Origin of the sequence: Streptomyces sp. MST-110588, assembly GCF_022695595.1 — a bacterium.
Classification (GTDB): Bacteria; Actinomycetota; Actinomycetes; order Streptomycetales; family Streptomycetaceae; genus Streptomyces.
Genome location: NZ_CP074380.1, coordinates 5,682,525 through 5,701,907, shown reverse-complemented (window position 1 = coordinate 5,701,907; position 19,383 = coordinate 5,682,525). Strand labels below are relative to the sequence as shown.

The following is a 19,383-nucleotide window of genomic DNA, read 5'->3' as shown; positions in this document are numbered from 1 at the left end:
TGGAGTGATGGCTGCAGCGGGTTGCCGGGCCGGGGCCCGGTCCTGAGGGCGCGGAGCCGGCAGCCGTCCGGCCCGGCCCCGCGCGTCTACAGTGCCGCGAAGCCGCGTTCGCGCAGGGACTGGCCGTACTGCTGGAGGACCCACAGCTCGTTCTGGACGGCCGTGAGGTGCTCGGGGTCCGCGTTCGGGCCCAGGCGCTGGAGGGCGCCGCGGATCTCCGTGACGCGCTGATTGACGGCGGCCAGCCGCACCGCCACCAACTGGACGCCCGCGTACGCCTCGTCGGGCTCCTTGCGGGTGTGCAGCGGTTCGACGGCCAGCTCGGTGACCAGGGCGCGGACCGTGTCGTCGGGGGCCGCCTCGCGGACGCGGGCGAGATAGCCGCCGTCACCGGCGCCGGCGGCGGCCCCGCCCGCCTCCTCGATGCAGCGGCGGACCACCGCGTACGGCGGGGCGGTGAACTCGTCGGCACCGTACGCGTCGAAGGCCGGGGAAACCAGGTCGGGGCGCTGGAGGGCGAGCTTGAGCAGCTCCCGCTCGACGCGGTGGGCGGGGCTGCGCAGGTTCAGGGCGGGGCCGCTGCGCCCGGCGGACGGGCCGCCGTTCCCCGAGGGGCCGTAGGTGGAGGGGCCGCCGGAGGGTCCGTAGCCGGACGCCTGGTCCGGGACGTCACGACGGCCGTACGGTCCGCCGCTGCCGCCACTGCCCCCGTACGGGCCGCCGGGGCCGCCTGCCGTACGGGACGGGGCCTGACGGCCGCCCGGAACGCCCTGACCGCCCTGGCCGTCCCGCCCGCGCTCGCGGGCCCAGCGGGCGAGCTGGCCCACCCGGCGCACCACGAACTGGGTGTCCAGGATGCCGAGCATGCCGGCGAGCTGGACGGCGGATTCGTGCTGGATCGAGCTGTTCTTGATGTTGGCGACGATGGGCGCCGCCTCGTCCAGCGCCGCGGCCCGGCCCACGGTGGTGTCCAGGTTGTGGCGGGAGACGACATGGCGCAGGGCGAATTCGAAGAGGGGGTACGGGACTCGACCAGGTCGGCAACGGCCCCGTCGCCCTTGGCCAGCCGCAGGTCGCAGGGGTCCATGCCGCCGGGGGTGATGGCGATGGAGGTCTCGGCGGCGAACTTCTGGTCGTCCTCGAAGGCGCGCAGGGCCGCCTTCTGGCCCGCCGCGTCACCGTCGAAGGTGAAGATCACCTCGGCGCCGGAGTTGTCCATCAGGAGGCGGCGCAGGATCTTGATGTGGCCCTCGCCGAAGGACGTGCCGCAGGTGGCGATGGCGGTGGTGATGCCGGCCAGATGGCAGGCCATCACGTCCGTGTAGCCCTCCACGACCACCGCGCGGCTGGTCCGGGCGATCTCCTTCTTGGCCAGGTCGATGCCGTACAGGACCTGGGACTTGCGGTAGAGCGGGGTCTCGGGGGTGTTGAGGTACTTGGGGCCGTTGTCGTCCTCACGGAGCTTGCGGGCGCCGAAGCCGACGACTTCGCCCGCGATGTCCCGGATCGGCCACATCAGGCGGCCCCGGAAGCGGTCGATGGGGCCGCGGCGGCCGTCCTGCGAGAGGCCGGAGAGGATCAGTTCCTTGTCGCTGAAACCGCGGCCCCGCAGGAAGCGGGTGAGGTGGTCCCAGCCGGCCGGGCTGTAACCGACACCGAAGTGCTGGGCGGCGGCCTGGTCGAAGCCACGCTCGGCGAGGAACGTACGGGCGATCTCGGCCTCGGGGCTGTCGAGCTGCTCGATGTAGAACTGCGCGGCGGCCTTGTGGGCCTCCACCAGGCGGGTCCGCTCGCCCTGCTGGCGGCCGGGGTGTAGCCGCCCTCCTCGTAACGCAGGGTGATGCCGGCGATGGCGGCGAGCCGCTCGATGGTCTCGGCGAAGGAGAGGTGGTCGATCTTCATGATGAAGTCGACGGTGTCCCCGCCCTCCTGGCAGCCGAAGCAGTGGTAGAGGCCCTTGGCGGGACTGACGTGGAAGGAGGGGGACTTCTCGTCGTGGAAGGGGCACAGTCCCTTGAGGTTGCCGCCACCCGCGTTGCGCAACTGGAGGTACTCGGACACGACGGCGTCGATCGGGACCGCGTCCCGAACCGCCTTCACGTCCTCACCGTTGATCCTGCCTGCCACGCGTGAATTCTACGGGTGGGGTGTGACAGCGGGGACCGGACGCCGTTCCCGTGGCCCGTTCCGGCGCTCGCGTCACGCGCTGTGGCGTCGGCGCTGGTGCTCGGGCGGTATCGCGCGGCGCTCGCGTGGCACTGTGCGGCGGCTCGGTACGAGGCTGTGCGGCGGCTCGGCGTAAGCCTGTGATCCACTCCGCGGCACTCCGGCGCGCTTTCCCGCCGTCGGTCCCGACCCGCGCCCCGGGAACCTGCGGGCCTGCGGGCCTGCGGACCTGCGGACCATCATCCCTCGTCCTGTCCGGTCCCGCCTCGGTACTGTGCTGCCTTGAGCCAGGATTCTGGTTCCGGTCCTGCATCGGCGGGTAACCCCCGGCTGGGGGGAATGCCGCGTTCGATTTGCCCTGTAGGCGGTGGCCTCTCCCGCGCCGTACGCGATCGGCCACCCTGACCGTACGTGGTCGGCTGGCTCGCGCCGTACGCGGTCGGTCGCCTCGGCAGTATGCGGTCGGGGCGCCCCGGCCGTACGTGGTCGGCTGCCTCCGCCTCATAGGGGCCGACTGCCTCCCTCGTAGGCGGTCGCTGCGTGGGTGGTTCTGGCATCGTCTCAGTGGGTAACCCCCGGTCGGGGGACAAGCGGCGTTCGATTTACCCTCGTAGGCGGTCGGCTACCTCACGCCGTAGGCGGGGTGCCTCCCCCGCCCGCACGCGGCGGGCGGCCTGTCCCGCGCCGTACAGAACCCGCGCCGCACATGGAGACCTGCTTGGCATGTACTTGGCGACCTAGCTCGCTCCCGGCCGCCCGTAGCCCTCCTCCGCCTTTCCCTTCACCGGGGCCCCGCCTGCGCCCGTATCCGCACCCATATCTGCGCCCTCGCCCTCGCCCGCCATGATGCGCAGGAAGCGGTCCAGGCCGATGTTCCCGCCGGAGATCACCACGCCGACGCGGCGTGGGCGGCCGGTGATCTTGCCGGTGAGGAGGGCTGCCAGGGCGCTCGCCCCGCTGGGCTCGGTGACGATCTTCAGTCGTTCGAAGGCCAGCCGCATCGCCGTACGGATCTCCTCGTCGCCGACCAGGACGACACCGTCCAGCAGCGTGCGGTTGAGGGAGAAGGTCAGCTCGCCGGGGATCTCGATCGCCTGCCCATCGGCGATGGTGCGCGGTACAGGAATCCTTACCCGGTGTCCGGCCGCCAGCGAGCGCCGGTGGTCATCACCCGTCTCCGGCTCGACGCCGATCATGCGGATGCCGGGGACCAGCGCGGTGGCGGCGACCGCCGATCCCGCCATCAGGCCGCCCCCGCCCATCGGTGCGAGCAGCGCGTCCAGCGGGCCGGTCTCCTCGATCAGCTCCAGTGCGGCCGTCCCCTGTCCGGCGATGACGTGCGGATGCTCGTACGGGGGGATCAGCGTCAGCCCGCGTTCGGCGGCCAGCCGCTCCGCGACGGCCGTCCGGTCCTCGGTGTAGCGGTCGTAGGTGACGATCTCGGCGCCGTACCCGGCCGTGGCCTCGGCCTTGGAGCGCGGGGAGTCCTCCGGCATGACGATGGCGGCGCTGCTGCCCAGTTCGCGGGCGGCCAGTGCGACGGCCTGGGCGTGGTTGCCGGAGGAGTACGCGGCCACTCCGCGGCGCAGTTGCGCGGGCGTCAGCCGGGAGACCGCGTTGTAGGCGCCGCGGAACTTGAACGCGCCGACGCGCTGGAAGTTCTCGCACTTGAGGAAGACCTCGGCGCCCACCAGCGCGTCCAGCGTCCGCGAGCGCAGTACGGGTGTGCGGTGGGCCACGCCTTTGAGGCGCGCGGCGGCGTCCTGGACGTCGGCAAGGGTGACTGCGGCCGGGCGGCCGGCCGCGGGGTCATCCGTGCGGTCCGTGCGACTCATATGGGTTATATGGGTCATACGGCGGCTCGCAGGCCCCGTGGAGGTCGTACGACTCGTATCGCTCGTACGGCCCCCGTCACTCATACGACCCACACCGCTCGTACGACCCGCACCACCCGTACCACCCGTGCCGCTCACAGCGCTCATGCGGCTCACGTTACGAGAGCAGCGAGTCCAGCGGTACCTCCGGATCGGCCAGCCTCTCCGGATCCAGCGGGCGGCCGGACCGGATGAGGTTCTGGAGGGTCTCGGTGACGTCCCAGACGTTGACGTTCATGGCCGCCAGGAGGCGCCCGTCGCCGAGCCAGAAGGAGATGAACTCCCGCTTGCCGACGTCACCGCGGCACACGACCTGGTCGTAGGAGCCGGGCGGCGCGTAGCCGGAGTACTCCAGGCCGATGTCGTACTGGTCGGAGAAGAAGTAGGGCACGCGGTCGTACGTGACCTCCTGGCCGAGCATGGCGCGGGCGGCGGCCGGTCCGCCGTTGAGGGCGTTGGCCCAGTGTTCGACGCGCAGACCGGGGACTCCGGAGTCGGGCGCGCCCGGTGCCAGGGGGTAGGGGGCGGCGGCGACGTCGCCGGCGGCGTAGATGTGCGGGTCGCTGGTGCGCAGTGAGGCGTCGACGGCGATGCCGCCGCCGTCGGACGGATCCACCAGGGCCAGGCCCGCCTGTTCGGCCAGGGCCGTGCGCGGCGCCGCGCCGATGGCGGCCAGGACGTCGTGCGCGGGGTGTTCCTCGCCGTCGTCGGTCCGTACCGCCAGCACCACGCCGTCCTGTCCGGTGATCTCGGTGAAGCGGGCGCCGAAGTGGAAGCGGACGCCGTGCTCGCGGTGCAGGTCGGTGAACAGGGCGCCCAGTTCGGGGCCGAGCACGCCGTGCAGCGGCGTCGGCTCGGGCTCCACGATCGTCACCTCGGCGCCGTACGAGCGCGCGGCGGCGGCCACCTCCAGGCCGATCCAGCCCGCGCCCGCGATGACGAGGTGGCCGTTGTCGCGGCCGAGGGAGGCCAGGACACCGCGCAGCCGCTCGGCGTGCGCCAGCCGGCGCAGGTGGTGGACGCCGGCCAGGCCGGTGCCGGGGACGTCCAGGCGGCGCGGTTCGGCGCCGGTGGCCAGCAGGAGCTTGTCGTACGCGATGAGCGTGCCGTCACCCAGCCGTACGGTCCGCGCGGCCCGGTCCAGGTGGACGGCGGGCTGGCCGAGGTGCAGCTCGATGTCGCAGCGCGCGTACCAGGCGGGCTCGTGGACGAAGACGCTCTCGCGCTCCTCCTTGCCGATGAGGTACCCCTTGGAGAGCGGGGGGCGTTCGTACGGGTGGTCGCGCTCGTCACAGATGAGGATCACCCGGCCGGTGAAGCCCTCCGAGCGGAGGGTCTCGGCGGCCTTTGCCCCGGCCAGGCCACCCCCGACGATGACGAACGTCTGGTGTGCGTCGACCACTTGTCTTCCTCCTCGTTGCGGCGCGATGCGTCCGCGCCCGTGAACGCCCCCCGATCGTGCCCCCGTCCCGTCGTGCGACCCGCGTTTTCCGGACTCCGGCGTTCCGGTACCGGTCGGCCCTTGCCCGCTCCCCTTTCCATGAGTACGCCGGTCCCCGGCCCCCTCCTCCTTGCCGGTTTCCGGCCCGCCTTCTCTTGTCGGCCTGCTGCCGTCCGTTTCCGTTTGCCGTCGCCTGCTGCCGTGCACTGTCCTCCGCTGTCGGTCAGGCATGAGCGTCCCGCACAGAGCGTGATGCGGGAAGAGGGTCCGTCCCCTGAAGGTCACCCTCGGTTGCTCCGGCCGACACCCGGCGAGCGGGTCAGCCGCGCGTGCAACGTACGGGCCGAGGCGTCGGTGAGGGCCGCGATCTGGTCGATGACCGCCCGCATCCGGGCCCGGTCGTCCTCGGCCGCGTCGAAAAGCGACCGGAATTGTGGGTCCAGGCCGTCGGGCGCGCGGGCCAGCAGCGCCTCGGCCAGTTCGGCGATGATCACTCGCTGGTCGGCACGGAGTGCTTCCTGATCGGGGCGCTGCATGACGTAGCGGTCGGCTACCGCCTTCAGAACGGCGCATTCCAGCCGGGTCTCGTACGGGACGACGAGCTGCGCGCGGTAGCGGGTCAGGCGTACGGAGCCGCCGTCCGTACCGAGCGGGTCCGCCACCTCGCGGGCATTCCCCGTACCGAGCGCGCCTCCCGCCCCGCCGGTACCGTCCTGACGGCCCGACAGGTGTGCGTACGCGACCCGGGTCGCCGTCTCGGCGGCCAGGCAGAAGCGGCCGATGAGCTGGCTGGTGGCGTCCTTCAGACGGGCCTGGGCGAGCGCCGTACCGTCGTAGCCGTGCGGCCACCATTCCTGGTCCAGCAGGCGGTCCAGGGCCGCGCCGAGTTCCTCGGGGTCGGCGCCGGGCGCGTACCGCCCGGCTGCGACGGCGAAGATCTCCTGTCGTTCGGCGTCGGCGAGCAGACAGTTGGGGTCCAGGTGGCCGGCGTGCAGGCCGTCCTCGACGTCGTGGACCGAGTACGCCACGTCGTCGGCCCAGTCCATGACCTGTGCCTCGAAGCTGCGCGCACGCTCGGGCGCGCCCTGCCGGAACCAGGCGAAGACCGGCAGGTCGTCCTCATAGACGCCGAACTTGGGGGAGGCGGGGTCGGTCGGGTGGGCGCCGCGCGGCCACGGGTACTTCGTCGCGGCGTCCAGGGCCGCACGGGTGAGGTTCAGGCCGACGCTGACGGCCGAGCCGTCGGCAGCCGGTACGAACCGTTTGGGCTCCAGACGGGCCAGCAGCCGCAGCGACTGGGCGTTGCCCTCGAAGCCGCCGCACGGCGCGGCCACCTCGTTCAGCGCCTGCTCGCCGTTGTGCCCGAAGGGCGGATGGCCCAGGTCGTGGGCCAGGCACGCGGTCTCGACCAGGTCCGGGTCGCAGCCCAGGGCCGCGCCGAGTTCCCGGCCCACCTGGGCACATTCCAGGGAGTGGGTCAGACGGGTACGGGGGCTGGCGTCCCATACGTGTCCGGTCGTACCGGGGGTGACGACCTGGGTCTTGCCGGCCAGCCGGCGCAGCGCGGCCGAGTGCAGCACACGCGCCCGGTCGCGCTGGAAGGCCGTACGGCCCGGCCGTTTGTCGGGCTCGGGGACCCAGCGCTCGGTGTCGGCCTGCTCGTAGCCGGGGATCGCGCGTTCGGCTCCGGGGCCGGTCGTTCCGGAGCCGGTCGTTCCCGGGCCGGTCGTTCCCGGGCCGGTCGTTCCCGGCCGGTCGTTCCGGGGCGGCCGGCCGGTCCGGGGCCGGCGAACCCCGGGCCGGTGCTCTCGCGTCCGGTGGTCGGTGGTGTGCCCGTCATACAGCGACGGTAGCCGCCTCGGTGGGGTGGAGGTCACACCAGGTGGGCGCGGCCGACGCCCGGTCGTAGCGGTGCAGGACGAGCCGGGCCAGCGCCGGGTGGTCGCCGAGCGGCGCCGAGGCGATCCAGGGCGCGGCCGTCGCACACTGCGTGGCGAAGAGCCCGGGGGCGGTGAAGCAGGAGGCCACGGCGACGCGGTCGTAACCGCGGGCCGTCAGGGCGCGTACGGCCTCGGGGACGCTGGGGGCCGCGGTGGCGTACGCGGGGACGACGGGGACGCCGCCGAGCCGGGCGGACAGCAGACGTGCCGTACGGGCGGTGTCGGCGGCCGATTCCGGCACCCGGGAACCGGCGGCGGCCAGGACGACGGCGGTACGCGGGGGGTACGGACCGGGGCCGCCATCCGGGCCACACGCGCCACTCCGTCGTCCGGGAACGCCACTCCGTCCGGGGACACCGCCCGGTCGGGGGCTTGGGTGCCGTCCCAGGAGACTGGTTGCGCCGCCCGTCCCGAGAAAACCGGGAGACCCGGGAGGACCGGCAGGACCGTCAGAACCGGAAGCACCAGGAGCACCGGCAGAACCAGGAAGACAGGCGTTGCCGGGGAAACCGGCCTCCGTGAGGCGGGCGTGCAGTGCCCGGGCGAGGAGTCGGTGCGGGCCGAGGGGCTTGGCGATGCGGGCCGTCAGGCCGGGGAAGGCGGCCGACGCGGCGGGGATGTCGTACGTGACGTGATGGCCCCGGGTCAGCAGCAGGGGGACCAGCACGGCCGGCCCGTCGAGGGTGGCCAGCGTGTCGGGCAGCAGGGGCTCGTTCAGCTCGATGTGGCCGAGCCGTACGTCCAGTCCGGGGCGCAGTGCCCGTACGCGGTCCAGCAGGGCGCGTACGGTCCGCTGCGCGCGGGGGTCACGGCTGCCGTGCGCCACGGCGACCAGGACGGGGCGGCGCGCGGCCGGGGCGCCCGCGCCGTCCGGGTCCGGACGGGTGGTACGGTCCGGGCCGGCCGGGTGCGCGGGCCGGCCCAGCCCGTACCGCCTGGCGGCCCGGCTGAGCCCGGAGCCGAGCTGTGCGGCGATCTCGGTCATGAGCTGCGCCGAGCTGTCGAAACGGGGGCCGCCGGGGAGGTTCGGGGCGGGTGGGGAGGAGTTCGACGCCGTCATGGGGAGAGCCTGACAGCCAGTGATTGCTTGGCTGTTGCACGCATGTGACGGTCTGTTTCCGGCATCTCACTGCCTGCCGACCGTATTCCGTGCGGAGTCATGCCAGTAGTCACGCCCGCGTCACGTCCATGTCGCGCCCGACGTCGTGCCCGTAACCCTGTCCACTCTCACTTCACGTCTCACTTCACGGCCCCCGGCCACCGGCCGTGAGGCGTGGTTGCCCCGTGCGTAACCTCCGCGCGACAGGGCCCGTAACATCGCCGTCCCAGACTCCTGGTCATGAGCACTCCCCCGGCCGACACGATCGACACCCCGGCCGCCGCACCGGTCGACACCCACTGCCCGTACTGCTCGCTCCAGTGCGGCATGACGCTGCGCCCCACCGGCCTCACCGGCCTCACTGGCCCCGCCGACCCCGGCGGCGGACCGAGGGGCGTGCCGAGCGGGGAACCGGGCGGGGAACCGAACAGCGTCCCGTACGGCGTCGAGGTCGTGGAGCGGACGGCGTTCCCGGTCAACCGCGGTGCCCTGTGCGGCAAGGGGCGTACCGCACCCGAACTCCTCTCCCCCGGCGCCCGGCTGACCGGTCCGCTGGTACGCGACGCCACCACCGGCCAACTGGCGCCGGCCTCCTGGGACCAGGCGCTGGACCGGGTCGCCGAGGGCCTGACGCGCGCGGGCGCCGTGTACGGCAGGGACGCGGTCGGCGTCTTCGGCGGGGGCGGGCTGACCAACGAGAAGGCGTACGCGCTGGGCAAGTTCGCGCGGGTGGCGCTGGGCACCTCGCAGATCGACTACAACGGCCGTTTTTGCATGTCCTCGGCCGCCGCGGCGCACACCAGGGCGTTCGGGCTGGACCGCGGGCTGCCCTTCCCGCTGGCGGACGTGGCCCGTACGGGATGTGTCGTCCTGGTCGGCTCCAACCTCGCCGAGACCATGCCGCCCGCGCTGCGCTACCTGACGGAGCTGCGTGAGAACGGCGGCCGGCTGATCGTGGTGGATCCGCGCCGCACCCGTACCGCCGAGCAGGCCGATCTGCATCTCGCGCCCCGCCCCGGGACCGATCTGGCGCTGGCGCTGGGCCTGCTGCACCTGGTGGTGACGCAGGGCCGTACGGACGAGGAGTTCATCGCGGCCCGTACGGCCGGCTGGCACGAGGCACGGGCCGCGGCGATGGCGTACTGGCCGGAACTGGTCGAGCGGATCACCGGTGTGCCGGTCCCGCAACTGCGCGAAGCCGTCGCCCTGTTCTGTGACGCCGGGTCCTCGATGGTGCTGACGGCGCGCGGGCCCGAGCAGCAGTCCAAGGGCACCGACACGGTCGGCGCGTGGATCAACCTGTGCCTGGCGACCGGCCGCGCGGGGCGTGAGCGGTCCGGTTACGGGTGCCTGACCGGGCAGGGCAACGGGCAGGGCGGGCGCGAACACGGGCAGAAGGCCGACCAGTTGCCCGGCTACCGCAAACTGGACGATCCTCAGGCGCGCCGCCAGGTGGCCGAGGTGTGGGGCGTGGACCCGGACACGCTGCCGGGGCCGGGCCGCAGCGCGTACGAGCTGCTGGACGCGCTGGGCCGGGACATCCACGCGCTGCTGCTGATGGGGTCCAACCCGGTCGTCTCGGCGCCGCGCGCCGCCCACGTCGAGGGCCGCCTGAAGGCGCTGGACTTCCTGGCCGTGGCGGACGTGGTGCTCTCCGAGACGGCGGCACTCGCGGACGTGGTGCTGCCGGTGGCGCAGTGGGCGGAGGAGAACGGCACCGTGACGAACCTGGAGGGCCGGGTGCTGCTGCGGCGCCGGGCCCTGGAGCCGCCGCCCGGTGTCCGTACGGACCTGGAGGTCATCCACGCCCTCGCCGACCGGCTCGGCCGGCCGAAGGGCTTCCCCGCCGACCCGGAGGAGGTCTTCGAGGAGCTGCGGCGGGCGTCCGCAGGCGGGCCCGCCGACTACGCGGGCATCACCTACCGGCGGCTGGCGGCCGGGGACGGCGTCTTCTGGCCCTGTCCGGAGGAGGACCATCCCGGTACGCCCCGCCTCTTCCTGGACCGCTTCGCGACCCCCGACGGCCGGGCGCGCTTCGCGCCGGTCACCCACCGGCCCGCGGCCGAGGAGACCGACGCGGACTACCCGGTGCTGCTGACGACGGGCCGGGTGCTGGCGCAGTACCAGTCAGGGGCGCAGACCCGCCGGGTGGGCGAGCTGAACGCCGCCGCGCCCGGCCCCTTCGTCCAGCTCCACCCGCGGCTCGCCGAGCGCCTGGGGATCGTGGACGGCGAGCCGGTCGCGGTGGTCTCCCGGCGCGGCCGGGCGGTCGCCCCGGCCGCGCTGACGAGGGCGATCCGGCCGGACACGGTGTTCATGCCGTTCCACTGGCCGGGTGCGGGCCGGGCCAACACCCTGACCAATCCGGCGCTGGACCCGACGTCGCGGATGCCGGAGTTCAAGGTCTGCGCGGTACGGCTGGAACGTGTGGCCGGTACCGCGCATCCGACTCCGGCCGACGCCGCGCGGAGGTGAGACATCCGGTGAGAAGCGCGGTGAGAAGTCCCCGGACACCGCGTCCTTGGGCACCGTTGCCCCGGACACCGCATCTCTGGGCACCGTTGCCCCGGACACCGCCTCCCTGGGCACCGTTGCCCCGGACACCGCCTCCCTGGGCATCGTTGCCCCGGAGACCACGTCCTTGGACGCCGTCTCCCCAGGCACCGTCTCCCCAGACGCTGTCTCCCGTACACCGTTTCTCCGGACACCGTTTCCCCGGACACTGTCACCAGGACCGGTCAACGGCGCGCTTTCCGGAATGCCTTGACCACCGAATAGGCACTGACGGCGAGCACGATCGCCGCCAGCCCGCTGCGCACGTCCTGCGTCAGCAGATTGCCGCGCATGTCCGCCAGGAACTCCGGGTTGAACAGCCTCTCGTGGTGCAGGATCCAGGCCAGCGGCAGCGCGAAGGCCGCCTTGGCGGCGGCGTTGCAGACCGCCAGCCGTACGGTCCAGCCGCGGCCGGCGACCCGGACCGCGCAGACCGCCACCCGCGCGGCGAGCCCGGCCAGGACCGGCCAGATCCACCCGTTCCACAGGGCCGGGTCGAGTACGTCGATCCGCCCGCCGGCCCCGGCACCGTGCTGGAGCCGGTAGGGCTGCGCCGTGTGCTGCCAGACGACCGCCGCGAGTTGCAGGGCGCTCCACAGCGTCGCGACCATGGCCCAGGCACCGCCCTTGTCCGGCTGCCGCACCTCGGGGAGGTCATCCGGGGTCCAGGTGGCCGTACGCGGCGGTCTGCCCTCGCGGTGGCGGATCCGCTCGGCCACCGCGAACACCAGGGTGACCCCGGCGAACATCTGGGCGCCGAGCGTGAAGACGGTGGTGACGCCGGTGCCGATGGCCACGCCGACGTCGCGTCCGTCGGCGAGTTCCACCAGCATGGACCCAACGGTGATCACCGGCAGTACGGAGCCCAGCAGAAGCACCAGCAGGCGTATGTACGCCGGGTAGTTGCCGGGCCCGATCAGCCCGAGCGGCCGGTCCGCGTACCGGGCGGCGCACCGGATCGGGTCGCCCATCTCGCTCAGCACCTCACGCTCCGCCGAGCGGACGCCGGCCGCTCCGCGCGCCTCGATGGTGTCGGCGATCGTGGCACGGAGTTCGTCGGCGATGTCCCGGCGCTGGTCCACCGGGAGCCGCCGGACGACCTCGTGCACATACCGCTCGGTGAGCGACCCGGCGCCGGCGTTCGGACCCGGGCCCGGAACCGCGCCCGTACTCGTACTCGTAGGCGTACTCATTCATTCCCCCTGGGTGAGTCGTGAGATCGAGGTGACGAGGTCCTGCCATTCGCGCACCAGGCCGGCCCGCACCCGCGCGCCGTCGGCACTCACCCGGTAGAACTTCCGCGGCCGGGACTCGTCGGTGTTCCATTCGCTGGTCAGCAGACCCTGCTTCTCCAGCCGTCGCAGCAAGGGATAGAGCGTGTTGCCGTCGACGGTGACCCCGGCGGCGTTGAGCGTCTCAAGGAGCGCATAGCCGTACTGCGGCTCCCGGAGCAGTCCCAGGCAGGCCAGGACGACCGTTCCACGGCGTAGCTCCTGGGCCTGGGCGAGAGTCAGTTCTTCCACGGACACGTGGCACACAATACTGTGTGGCACACACTAATGTCGCGCACCCAACCCACCCAACGCACCCATCACATCCGGCACACGCAGCACACCCGGCATGACCTAGTACGCCGCGACTTCCCTCAAGTACTTCTCGCGTGTCGGCTCGTCCAGGAAGGCGGCGCGGAAGGAGTTGCGGGCGAGGGCGCGCAGGGTCTCCTCGTCCAGGCCGAGGGCGTCGCGTACGGCCGTGAAGTTGTCGTGGACGTAGCCGCCGAAGTACGCCGGGTCGTCCGAGTTGACGGTGACCAGCAGGCCCGCCTTCAGCATCGCGGGCAGCGGGTGGTCCGCCAGGTCCTCGACCACCCGCAGCCGTACGTTGGACAGCGGGCAGAGCGTGAGGGGCACCTGCTCCTCGGCGAGCCGGGCGACCAGCCGCTCGTCCTCCATGGCGCTCACACCGTGGTCGATCCGGTCCACCTTCAGAATGTCCAGGGCCTCCCATACGTACGCGGCGGGCCCCTCCTCCCCCGCATGGGCCACGCACTTGAGCCCGGCCTGCCGCGCCAGCGCGTACACGTCCGCGAACTTCGACGGCGGGTGGTGTGCCTCCGCCGAGTCCAGCCCGACCGCCGTGATCCTGTCCAGGTACGGCCGGGCCGCCTCGAAGGCCGCCAGGGCCGACGCGGCGCTCTCGTCCCGCAGGAAGCACATGATCAGGCGGGTGCTGATCCCGTACGTCTCCTGGGCGGTGTCCAGCACACGGGTCAGGCCGTCGATGACCGTGGCGAACGGGACGCCGCGCGAGGTGTGCGCCTGCGGGTCGAAGAAGATCTCCGCGTGCCGTACGCCCTGGGCCCGCGCGCGGTCGAGGTAGCCGGCGGCGAGGTCGGCGAAGTCCTCCTCGGTACGCAGCACCACCGTCAGCTTTTGTTGCAGGTCCAGGAGGGACTGGAGGCCGGTGAAGGAGCAGGCGCGGCGCAGTTCCTCCTCGCTCGCGTACGGCAGCCGTACGCCGTTGCGCCCGGCGAACGCGAAGGCCGCCTCCGGCTCCAGCGTTCCCTCGATGTGGACGTGCAGCTCGGCCTTGGGCAGCGGCGGCTTGGGCGCCGGAGCAGGCACCGGAGCGAGGGCGGGGGCACAGGCCGGGGCGGATTCAGGCTCGGAGGCCGGGGCGGAAGCGGAGGCGGAGGCCGGGGCGGAAGCGGAGGCGGAGGTGGCCGAGGGGAGGGCAGGCACTGGGGGATCACACCTGTTCTGTTGTGGAGGCCTCGGTTTGCGGCGGCGTCACGGTTTTGGGCCGTACGGACTCCGGCATTGCGGAGGCCGATGCCGCAGATTCCGACTTTACGGATAAGTCCCCCACGGTGGCCGGGACGGGACCCGCCGGACGGCGCAGCCAGTCACCGCCGGGGATGAGCGTGCCGCCGGCCCGCAGCCGGGTCGCCAGCGGCTCGCCGGCCAGGTACATCCAGGCCCGTACGGTCCCGCCGTCCGCGCGGACCGCCGTCACGGCCACCCGCTCGTAAACGTTCTGCCGCGCCCCGGGCACATACCCCTCCAGCCGGTCCAGCACGGCCCGCACCTCGTCGTGGTCCGCGGCCCGCGGCAGGACGAGGTCGCCGTGGACGACCGCCCCGGCGGGCCCGGCCACGGCGTACGGATATCCCGGCCCGTCGAACAGCAGCGCGCCGCCGACCTGCGCGGGCTCCTCGCTCGCCGTACGCCCGCGCAGCGCCCAGGCGTAGTGAATTCCGCCGGGGCGCAACGTCCCGTAGACGAAGAACGGCAGGCGCTGGGACTCGGTGGCCATGGGCGGGGCATCCTCTCGTTCCGGTGTCGCTGTGGTCTCGCCCGGGGTCGCGTCCGTGTGCGGTGCCACACGTGGCGTCGTACGGGGCGCCGTGCCTGGTCTCGTGCCTGGTCTCGTGCGTGATGTCGTACGACGCGTCACGTGCCGCGTCGTGTGCCGTGTCATGGGTCGCGTCATACGTGGTCTTCGCAACCATGCCAGGCGCGGACGCGTCGCAGCGATGGCGGGCCGTGTCACCGGCGCGCGGAGCGTGCCCGGCGACGGAACACGCGCTCAGGAAACCGAGGAGAGGGGCAGGGATGCGACAGGGGCCGGGGCGGATACGGCTGCCGGGACCGGTGGGGTTCCTGGGGCGGCTGCGGCCACGGCTGCCCAGGACCCGGCACGGGCAGCGGCGCGTCTTCCAGGCCGTGGTGCTGCTCTGCGTGCTCGCGCTGGCCCCGGCGACGTGGATGAACGTGGTCGCCGGTGACCGGGTCCGTACCGTCGAGGACGCCCCCTCCGCGCCGGTCGCCGTCGTCTTCGGCGCGGGTCTGTGGAACGGCGAGCCGTCCCCCTACCTCGCCCACCGCCTGGACGCCGCCGCCCGCCTCTACGAGCGCGGCGCGGTCCGCGCGATCCTGGTCACCGGCGACAACGGCCGTCATGACTACGACGAGCCGGACGCCATGCGGACCTACCTCGTCGCGCACGGCGTGCCCGGCAAACGGATCGTCAGCGACTACGCGGGCTTCGACACCTGGGACTCGTGCAGCCGCGCCCGCCGGATCTTCGGCGTGGACCGGGCCGTCCTGGTCACCCAGGGCTTCCACATCCGGCGCACGCTCGCCCTGTGCGAGGCGGCCGGCATCGACGCGTACGGGGTGGCGGTGTCCGCCGTACACGACTCGACCTGGTACTACGGCGAGATCCGGGAAATCCTCGCGGCTCCGAAGGCAGCGGCCAACGCCCTGCTGAAGCCCGATCCGACGTTCCTGGGGCCGCGGGAGGACGGCATCACACGGGCGTTGCAACCGTGACGCGGCGGGCCGGACGGGGAGGGCGTGTCCTAGCCGGCCACCGCGCGCGCGTACAGCTTGAAGACCTCGTCACCGTAGACGGGGCTGTAGGAGATCCGGTGGCTGTCCCGGCCGCTGGGGCCGCCTCGGTTGAGTCCGCCGATGTTGCCGATGACCTTCCCGGTCTTGGTCTTCTCGTCGAAAGCGGTCAGCCACGGCCCTCCGGAGGTCCCGCCGTGGAACCCGCCGCACACCATACGGAGCTGGCGGTGGCCGGCCAGCCGGCTCGTCCGGGTGGTACAGCGTACGGCGCGGTCGGCGGGGTCGTGCCGGGGCGTCGGATAGCCGATGACGGTGACCAGGACGCGGTAACCGGGTGTGCGGGTGAGGACGTTGCCGCCCGTCAGTGCCTCCACCGACCGGCCCAGCAGGTCCCGCCGTACCGTCGCGAACGCGAAGTCCAGGTCGGAGCCGGCTCCGGAGTCGGCGCGGCCGGGGTGGGTGAAGCCACGGTCGATCGCCCAGATGCCGTACGGCTGGTGGCGCGCGCCGGAACGGTACTGCGGGACGAAGGCGGCTCGCCCGCCGGGGCGGCAGTGGCCCGCGGTGATGATCAGATTTCCGCGGCGGCTGTGGACGACGCTGGCGGTGCAGTAGTGCGCGCGGGCGTCCTTGGTGGTGGAGAAGAGCACGCCGACGGAGGGAACACCGTCGAAGTGCTGCGCGGTGACCGCCGTGCCGGACCGGAGCCCGGCCGCAGACGTACGGGATGTGCGGGACGTACGGGATGCGCGAACCGTACGGGAAGTGCCGGACGGGGCCGAACGGGACCGTGGCTCCCCGGGCTCCGGGACGAGCGGGACGGCCGAGGCCATCCGGGCGGGCGTCCAGTAGCGGCTCGCGGCCTCACTCGTCCACCGGTCACGGTCACGGTCACCACGGCTCGCACCGCCGGCCGGACCGGCGGGGGCCGCTGCCGCCGCCGTCAGACACAGCGCCGCTGCCGCCACCGCCGCACGCCGCACCCGGCCTCCACCTCGGGCTCGCTGCCATGACTGCACGTCAGCTCGTCTCCTCGGTGATCCAGGCGAGGTAGTCCGCGCCGCCGTGCGTGACGGGGATGGCGATGATCTCGGGGGTGTCGTAGTCGTGCGCCCCGAGGAGGTACCGCTCCAGTTCCCCGTAACGAGCGGTGGTCGTCTTGAATGTCACCTGCCACTCCTGCGCGGTCTCGATCGCCTGCTGCCAGCGGTACACGGAGGTCACCGGGGCACTGATCTGCGCACAGGCCGCGACTCGGGCCTCGACCGCGCCATGCGCCAGCGCCTGCGCCTTCCGCGCGCCGTCGGTGGTCGTCATGACGACCAGGAACCCGGTGCCGGCAGCCGCGTCGGCGGCCGTGCCATCGCCGGCGGACCCGCCGGTCCGGGCGCCGTACCGGCTCGGGTCACCGTGCTCGTTCCGGTCACCGTGCTCGTTCCGGTCGCCGTGCTCGTTCCGGTCGGTTCGTTCACTCACGGAGGGCTCCTCGTCGACTCGCCGCGGGACGGCGCGCCGTACGTACGCGCCGCGGACGGACCCCACGAGCCGCCCGGCCGGCAACCGCGCCCGGATCCCGGCTTGCGTCCACCGGCACACCGGCCAGGATGGATCGGGACCACCGTCGCAGGTCCCACGACCGAAAGGCCCGCGCCATGGACGATCTCACCACACTCGCCCGCCACCAGCTCGACGACGCGAGGGCGTCGGCCCACGGGCGCAGCGCCCACCTCTTCCTCCACGACGGGCCGCTGCGGCAGACCGTGATCGCTCTGACCGCCGGCTCGGCGCTGGATGACCACACCACTCCCCCGGCGGCCAGCCTCCAGGTGCTGCACGGCCACGTACGGCTGACACCGGCCGACGGGAGCGAGCGCCGGTCCGGGAGCGGGGACGCGGGACAGAGTGCGGGACACGGCATGGAGCAGGGCACGGAGCACGGCATGGAGCAGGGCACGGACCGGAGCGCGGACCAGAGCGCGGGCCGCGACCTGATCGCCGGTCAGATCATGGCCCTTCCGCACGAACGCCACGGCCTGAAAGCCGTCGAGGACTCCGCGGTCCTGCTCACCGCCGTCACCGCCACCGCGGTCACGGCCTCCTCGGCCACCGCCGACGTACGCTGAGCTTCACGGGTCGCTTCGCAGGAGGCTGTAGCTGACGAGGTCGCGGCGTCGTCCCCCGCGCAACTGGGCTCCGCGAAGGATGCCTTCCCGTTGGAATCCTGCCCGTTCGGCCGTCCGTTGTGCGGCCCGGTTGTCGATGTCGGTCTGATACTCCAGCCGGCAGAACCCGGTCGTGGCGAAGAGGTACTCGCCGAGCACGCCGACGGCGGTGCTGCCGGCGCCGCGTCCGCGCGCGTACGGCAGCAGGTAGATACCGATGTTCCAGGCCAGGCACGACGTGACGGGCCCGTAGGTGACGGCACGCCAGGTAACCGATCCGAGCAGTTCCTCCGCCGCGCTGTCCAGCACGGCAGCGTGCCTGATGACGGTGGTGATGGGCAGCGGGTCGGAATGCAGGCCCTTGTCCACTTCGAAGGCGCTGTCCGGGCGGGAAGCGAGGCGTTCCGCGTCGGCCGGGAGCTGTTCCGTCAGTACGATGCTGCCGCGGCGGGCAAGTACCGTGCGGTCGGCGAGCGAAACGGTCATGCTCGGTCTCCTGGAGGAGGCGGGCCGCCTGCGACCGGTGCCGTCGCGCGCACCGGCGCCCGGGACGTCACCACAGGGCCGGAAGGCGTTCCGGGGTGCGCTTGATCCACCCCGACCGCCAGTTGATCTCTTCTGCGGGGATGGCGAGGCGCAAGCCGGGCAGCCGGTCCAGGACCGCGGACAGCGCGACGGATGCGTGGGTGCGGGCGAGGAAGGTGGCCGAGCAGTAATGCCGGCCCGCGCCGAAGGTCACGTGCGTCTTCGGGTTACGTGTCAGGTCCAGCTTCTGCGGCTGGTCGAACACGGCGGGGTCGTGGTTCGCGCCTTCGACCAGGACGAGGACGAGGTCGCCCTTGGCGATGGCCTGGCCCCCCAGTTCGGTGTCCCGGGTGGCGATGCGGGGCAGTGCGTCGCCGATGGCCAGGCTGTAGCGGAGCAGTTCCTCCACGGCCGGCGCCATGGCCTCGGGGTGGGCCCGCAGCCATTCCATCTGGTCGCGATGCTCCATGAGGAGGAGCAGGGCCAGCAGCAAGAAGGCCGAGGTGCTCAGCCCGCCTGCGACGAACAGGTTGTTGAGCATCAGCACGAGCTCGTCGTCGAGTTCGGCCGTGGTGCCGTGCTCGGCTCGGAAGCGGGCCAGTGCGCCCATCAGGCCCGGCGCGTCGGTGGCGTCGGGGGACAGCAGCCGGGCGCGGGTGCGCGCCATACATTTGTCCAGATTGACCCGCGCGCCTTCGAACGAGCACGGCACGGTCATGATGCTGATGTCGAAGCCGTCCATCAGCAGGCGGCCGTGGTCTTCGGACAGGCCCAGAATCGTGGACATCACGGACGCGGTATAGGGCTCGGTGAAACGTGCCCGGAGGTCCACGGGCGGGCCCTCGGCCGTCATCTCGTCAAGCAGCCTGTCCGCCTTTCGGCGGAACGCGTCGGTGGCCTCGTTGACGACGTGAGGGGAGATGGCCTGCATCACCGTCTCGCGCAGCCCCACGCCCACCATGTCTTTCACGCTGCTGCGGTTCGACGCGGGGAAGAGCGGGGCGTATTGCAGGCGTGCGCCGGGCTCCGCCAGGGCCGACATGCTGAAGGTCTCGTCCTGCAGCACGCGCGTGACCAGAGCGTGCGTGGAGACCAGCCACGCCGGATCACCGGTGAACGTACGGACACGGGCGACGGGCTTGTGCTCGCGCAGCCACGCGCACACTTCGGGGACGACATCACCGCGCCGGGGCAGTGGCCATTCGACGTCCACTTCGGGCGGCTGGGGCGTTCCGGGCAAACCGTCGCGTATCGCTGTCATGACGAAC

14 protein-coding genes and 2 pseudogenes are annotated in these 19,383 nt (G+C 72.6%); 3 read left to right on the top strand and 13 right to left on the bottom strand.

The window, feature by feature from the left end; all coding sequences use genetic code 11:
* Nucleotides 1–86 precede the first annotated feature (86 nt).
* The 5 genes and pseudogenes from dnaG to KGS77_RS24800 all read right to left on the bottom strand — a co-directional run bounded on the left by dnaG (nt 87) and on the right by KGS77_RS24800 (nt 8,481).
* A pseudogene (gene dnaG / locus KGS77_RS35075) lies at nt 87–2,127 on the bottom strand (DNA primase).
* A 776-nt stretch (nt 2,128–2,903) separates the two neighbouring features.
* Entirely contained in the window at nt 2,904–4,001 is a 1,098-nt protein-coding gene (locus KGS77_RS24815; protein ID WP_242585174.1) for a threo-3-hydroxy-L-aspartate ammonia-lyase, read from the bottom strand.
* A gap of 157 nt (nt 4,002–4,158) precedes the next feature.
* Nucleotides 4,159–5,442, bottom strand: coding sequence for an FAD-dependent oxidoreductase (locus tag KGS77_RS24810; protein WP_242585173.1), 1,284 nt, complete (start codon nt 5,440–5,442; stop codon nt 4,159–4,161).
* 320 nt (nt 5,443–5,762) lie between these two features.
* The gene (locus KGS77_RS24805; RefSeq protein WP_242587673.1) at nt 5,763–7,154 is read right to left on the bottom strand and encodes a deoxyguanosinetriphosphate triphosphohydrolase; all 1,392 of its coding nucleotides are present in this window, start codon (nt 7,152–7,154) and stop codon (nt 5,763–5,765) included.
* A 163-nt stretch (nt 7,155–7,317) separates the two neighbouring features.
* On the bottom strand, nt 7,318–8,481 hold the full coding sequence (locus KGS77_RS24800; RefSeq protein WP_242585172.1) for a sirohydrochlorin chelatase: 1,164 nt from the start codon (nt 8,479–8,481) through the stop codon (nt 7,318–7,320).
* A gap of 279 nt (nt 8,482–8,760) precedes the next feature.
* Between KGS77_RS24800 and KGS77_RS24795 the strand changes: the two genes are divergently transcribed.
* Nucleotides 8,761–10,995 carry a molybdopterin oxidoreductase family protein gene (locus tag KGS77_RS24795; RefSeq protein WP_242585171.1) on the top strand — a complete coding sequence of 745 codons (2,235 nt, stop codon included), beginning with the start codon at nt 8,761–8,763 and terminating at the stop codon, nt 10,993–10,995.
* A gap of 263 nt (nt 10,996–11,258) precedes the next feature.
* On the opposite strand, the gene KGS77_RS24790 is transcribed toward KGS77_RS24795, so the two are convergent.
* The 4 genes and pseudogenes from KGS77_RS24790 to KGS77_RS24775 all read right to left on the bottom strand — a co-directional run.
* A complete protein-coding gene (locus tag KGS77_RS24790) occupies nt 11,259–12,266 on the bottom strand; it encodes a hypothetical protein (RefSeq protein WP_242585170.1) in 1,008 nt (335 codons plus the stop codon).
* On the bottom strand, nt 12,267–12,602 hold the full coding sequence (locus KGS77_RS24785) for a PadR family transcriptional regulator (protein ID WP_242585169.1): 336 nt from the start codon (nt 12,600–12,602) through the stop codon (nt 12,267–12,269). It abuts the gene before it with no gap.
* Nucleotides 12,603–12,698: 96 nt separating this feature from the next.
* On the bottom strand, nt 12,699–13,697 hold the full coding sequence (locus KGS77_RS24780; RefSeq protein ID WP_242585168.1) for an adenosine deaminase: 999 nt from the start codon (nt 13,695–13,697) through the stop codon (nt 12,699–12,701).
* A 277-nt stretch (nt 13,698–13,974) separates the two neighbouring features.
* Nucleotides 13,975–14,388 (bottom strand): annotated as a pseudogene (locus KGS77_RS24775) (gamma-glutamylcyclotransferase family protein); the annotation flags it as partial.
* Nucleotides 14,389–14,687: 299 nt separating this feature from the next.
* On the opposite strand from KGS77_RS24775, the gene KGS77_RS24770 reads away from it, so the two are divergent.
* Complete coding sequence (locus KGS77_RS24770) at nt 14,688–15,407, top strand: ElyC/SanA/YdcF family protein (protein ID WP_242585167.1); 720 nt, start codon at nt 14,688–14,690, stop codon at nt 15,405–15,407.
* Between the two features lie 29 nt (nt 15,408–15,436).
* Here KGS77_RS24770 and KGS77_RS24765 read toward each other — a convergent pair whose 3' ends face one another.
* Nucleotides 15,437–16,411 carry a trypsin-like serine protease gene (locus tag KGS77_RS24765; protein WP_242585166.1) on the bottom strand — a complete coding sequence of 325 codons (975 nt, stop codon included), beginning with the start codon at nt 16,409–16,411 and terminating at the stop codon, nt 15,437–15,439.
* A 37-nt stretch (nt 16,412–16,448) separates the two neighbouring features.
* On the bottom strand, nt 16,449–16,745 hold the full coding sequence (gene cutA, locus KGS77_RS24760) for a divalent-cation tolerance protein CutA (RefSeq protein WP_242587672.1): 297 nt from the start codon (nt 16,743–16,745) through the stop codon (nt 16,449–16,451).
* A 335-nt stretch (nt 16,746–17,080) separates the two neighbouring features.
* On the opposite strand from cutA, the gene KGS77_RS24755 reads away from it, so the two are divergent.
* Complete coding sequence (locus KGS77_RS24755; RefSeq protein ID WP_242585165.1) at nt 17,081–17,551, top strand: cupin; 471 nt, start codon at nt 17,081–17,083, stop codon at nt 17,549–17,551.
* A 3-nt stretch (nt 17,552–17,554) separates the two neighbouring features.
* On the opposite strand, the gene KGS77_RS24750 is transcribed toward KGS77_RS24755, so the two are convergent.
* Both KGS77_RS24750 and KGS77_RS24745 read right to left on the bottom strand, forming a co-directional pair.
* A complete protein-coding gene (locus KGS77_RS24750) occupies nt 17,555–18,076 on the bottom strand; it encodes a GNAT family protein (RefSeq protein WP_242585164.1) in 522 nt (173 codons plus the stop codon).
* A gap of 67 nt (nt 18,077–18,143) precedes the next feature.
* Nucleotides 18,144–19,376, bottom strand: coding sequence for a cytochrome P450 (locus KGS77_RS24745; protein ID WP_242585163.1), 1,233 nt, complete (start codon nt 19,374–19,376; stop codon nt 18,144–18,146).
* Between the last annotated feature and the right edge of the window lie 7 nt (nt 19,377–19,383).

Coding starts and splice junctions, on each gene's coding strand:
- KGS77_RS24815 (WP_242585174.1), bottom strand. CDS start 4,001: ATGAGTCGCACGGACCGCACGGATGACCCCGCGGCCGGCCGCCCGGCC.
- KGS77_RS24800 (WP_242585172.1), bottom strand. CDS start 8,481: ATGACGGCGTCGAACTCCTCCCCACCCGCCCCGAACCTCCCCGGCGGC.
- KGS77_RS24795 (WP_242585171.1), top strand. CDS start 8,761: ATGAGCACTCCCCCGGCCGACACGATCGACACCCCGGCCGCCGCACCG.
- KGS77_RS24790 (WP_242585170.1), bottom strand. CDS start 12,266: ATGAGTACGCCTACGAGTACGAGTACGGGCGCGGTTCCGGGCCCGGGT.
- KGS77_RS24770 (WP_242585167.1), top strand. CDS start 14,688: ATGCGACAGGGGCCGGGGCGGATACGGCTGCCGGGACCGGTGGGGTTC.
- cutA (WP_242587672.1), bottom strand. CDS start 16,745: ATGACGACCACCGACGGCGCGCGGAAGGCGCAGGCGCTGGCGCATGGC.
- KGS77_RS24755 (WP_242585165.1), top strand. CDS start 17,081: ATGGACGATCTCACCACACTCGCCCGCCACCAGCTCGACGACGCGAGG.
- KGS77_RS24750 (WP_242585164.1), bottom strand. CDS start 18,076: ATGACCGTTTCGCTCGCCGACCGCACGGTACTTGCCCGCCGCGGCAGC.
- KGS77_RS24745 (WP_242585163.1), bottom strand. CDS start 19,376: ATGACAGCGATACGCGACGGTTTGCCCGGAACGCCCCAGCCGCCCGAA.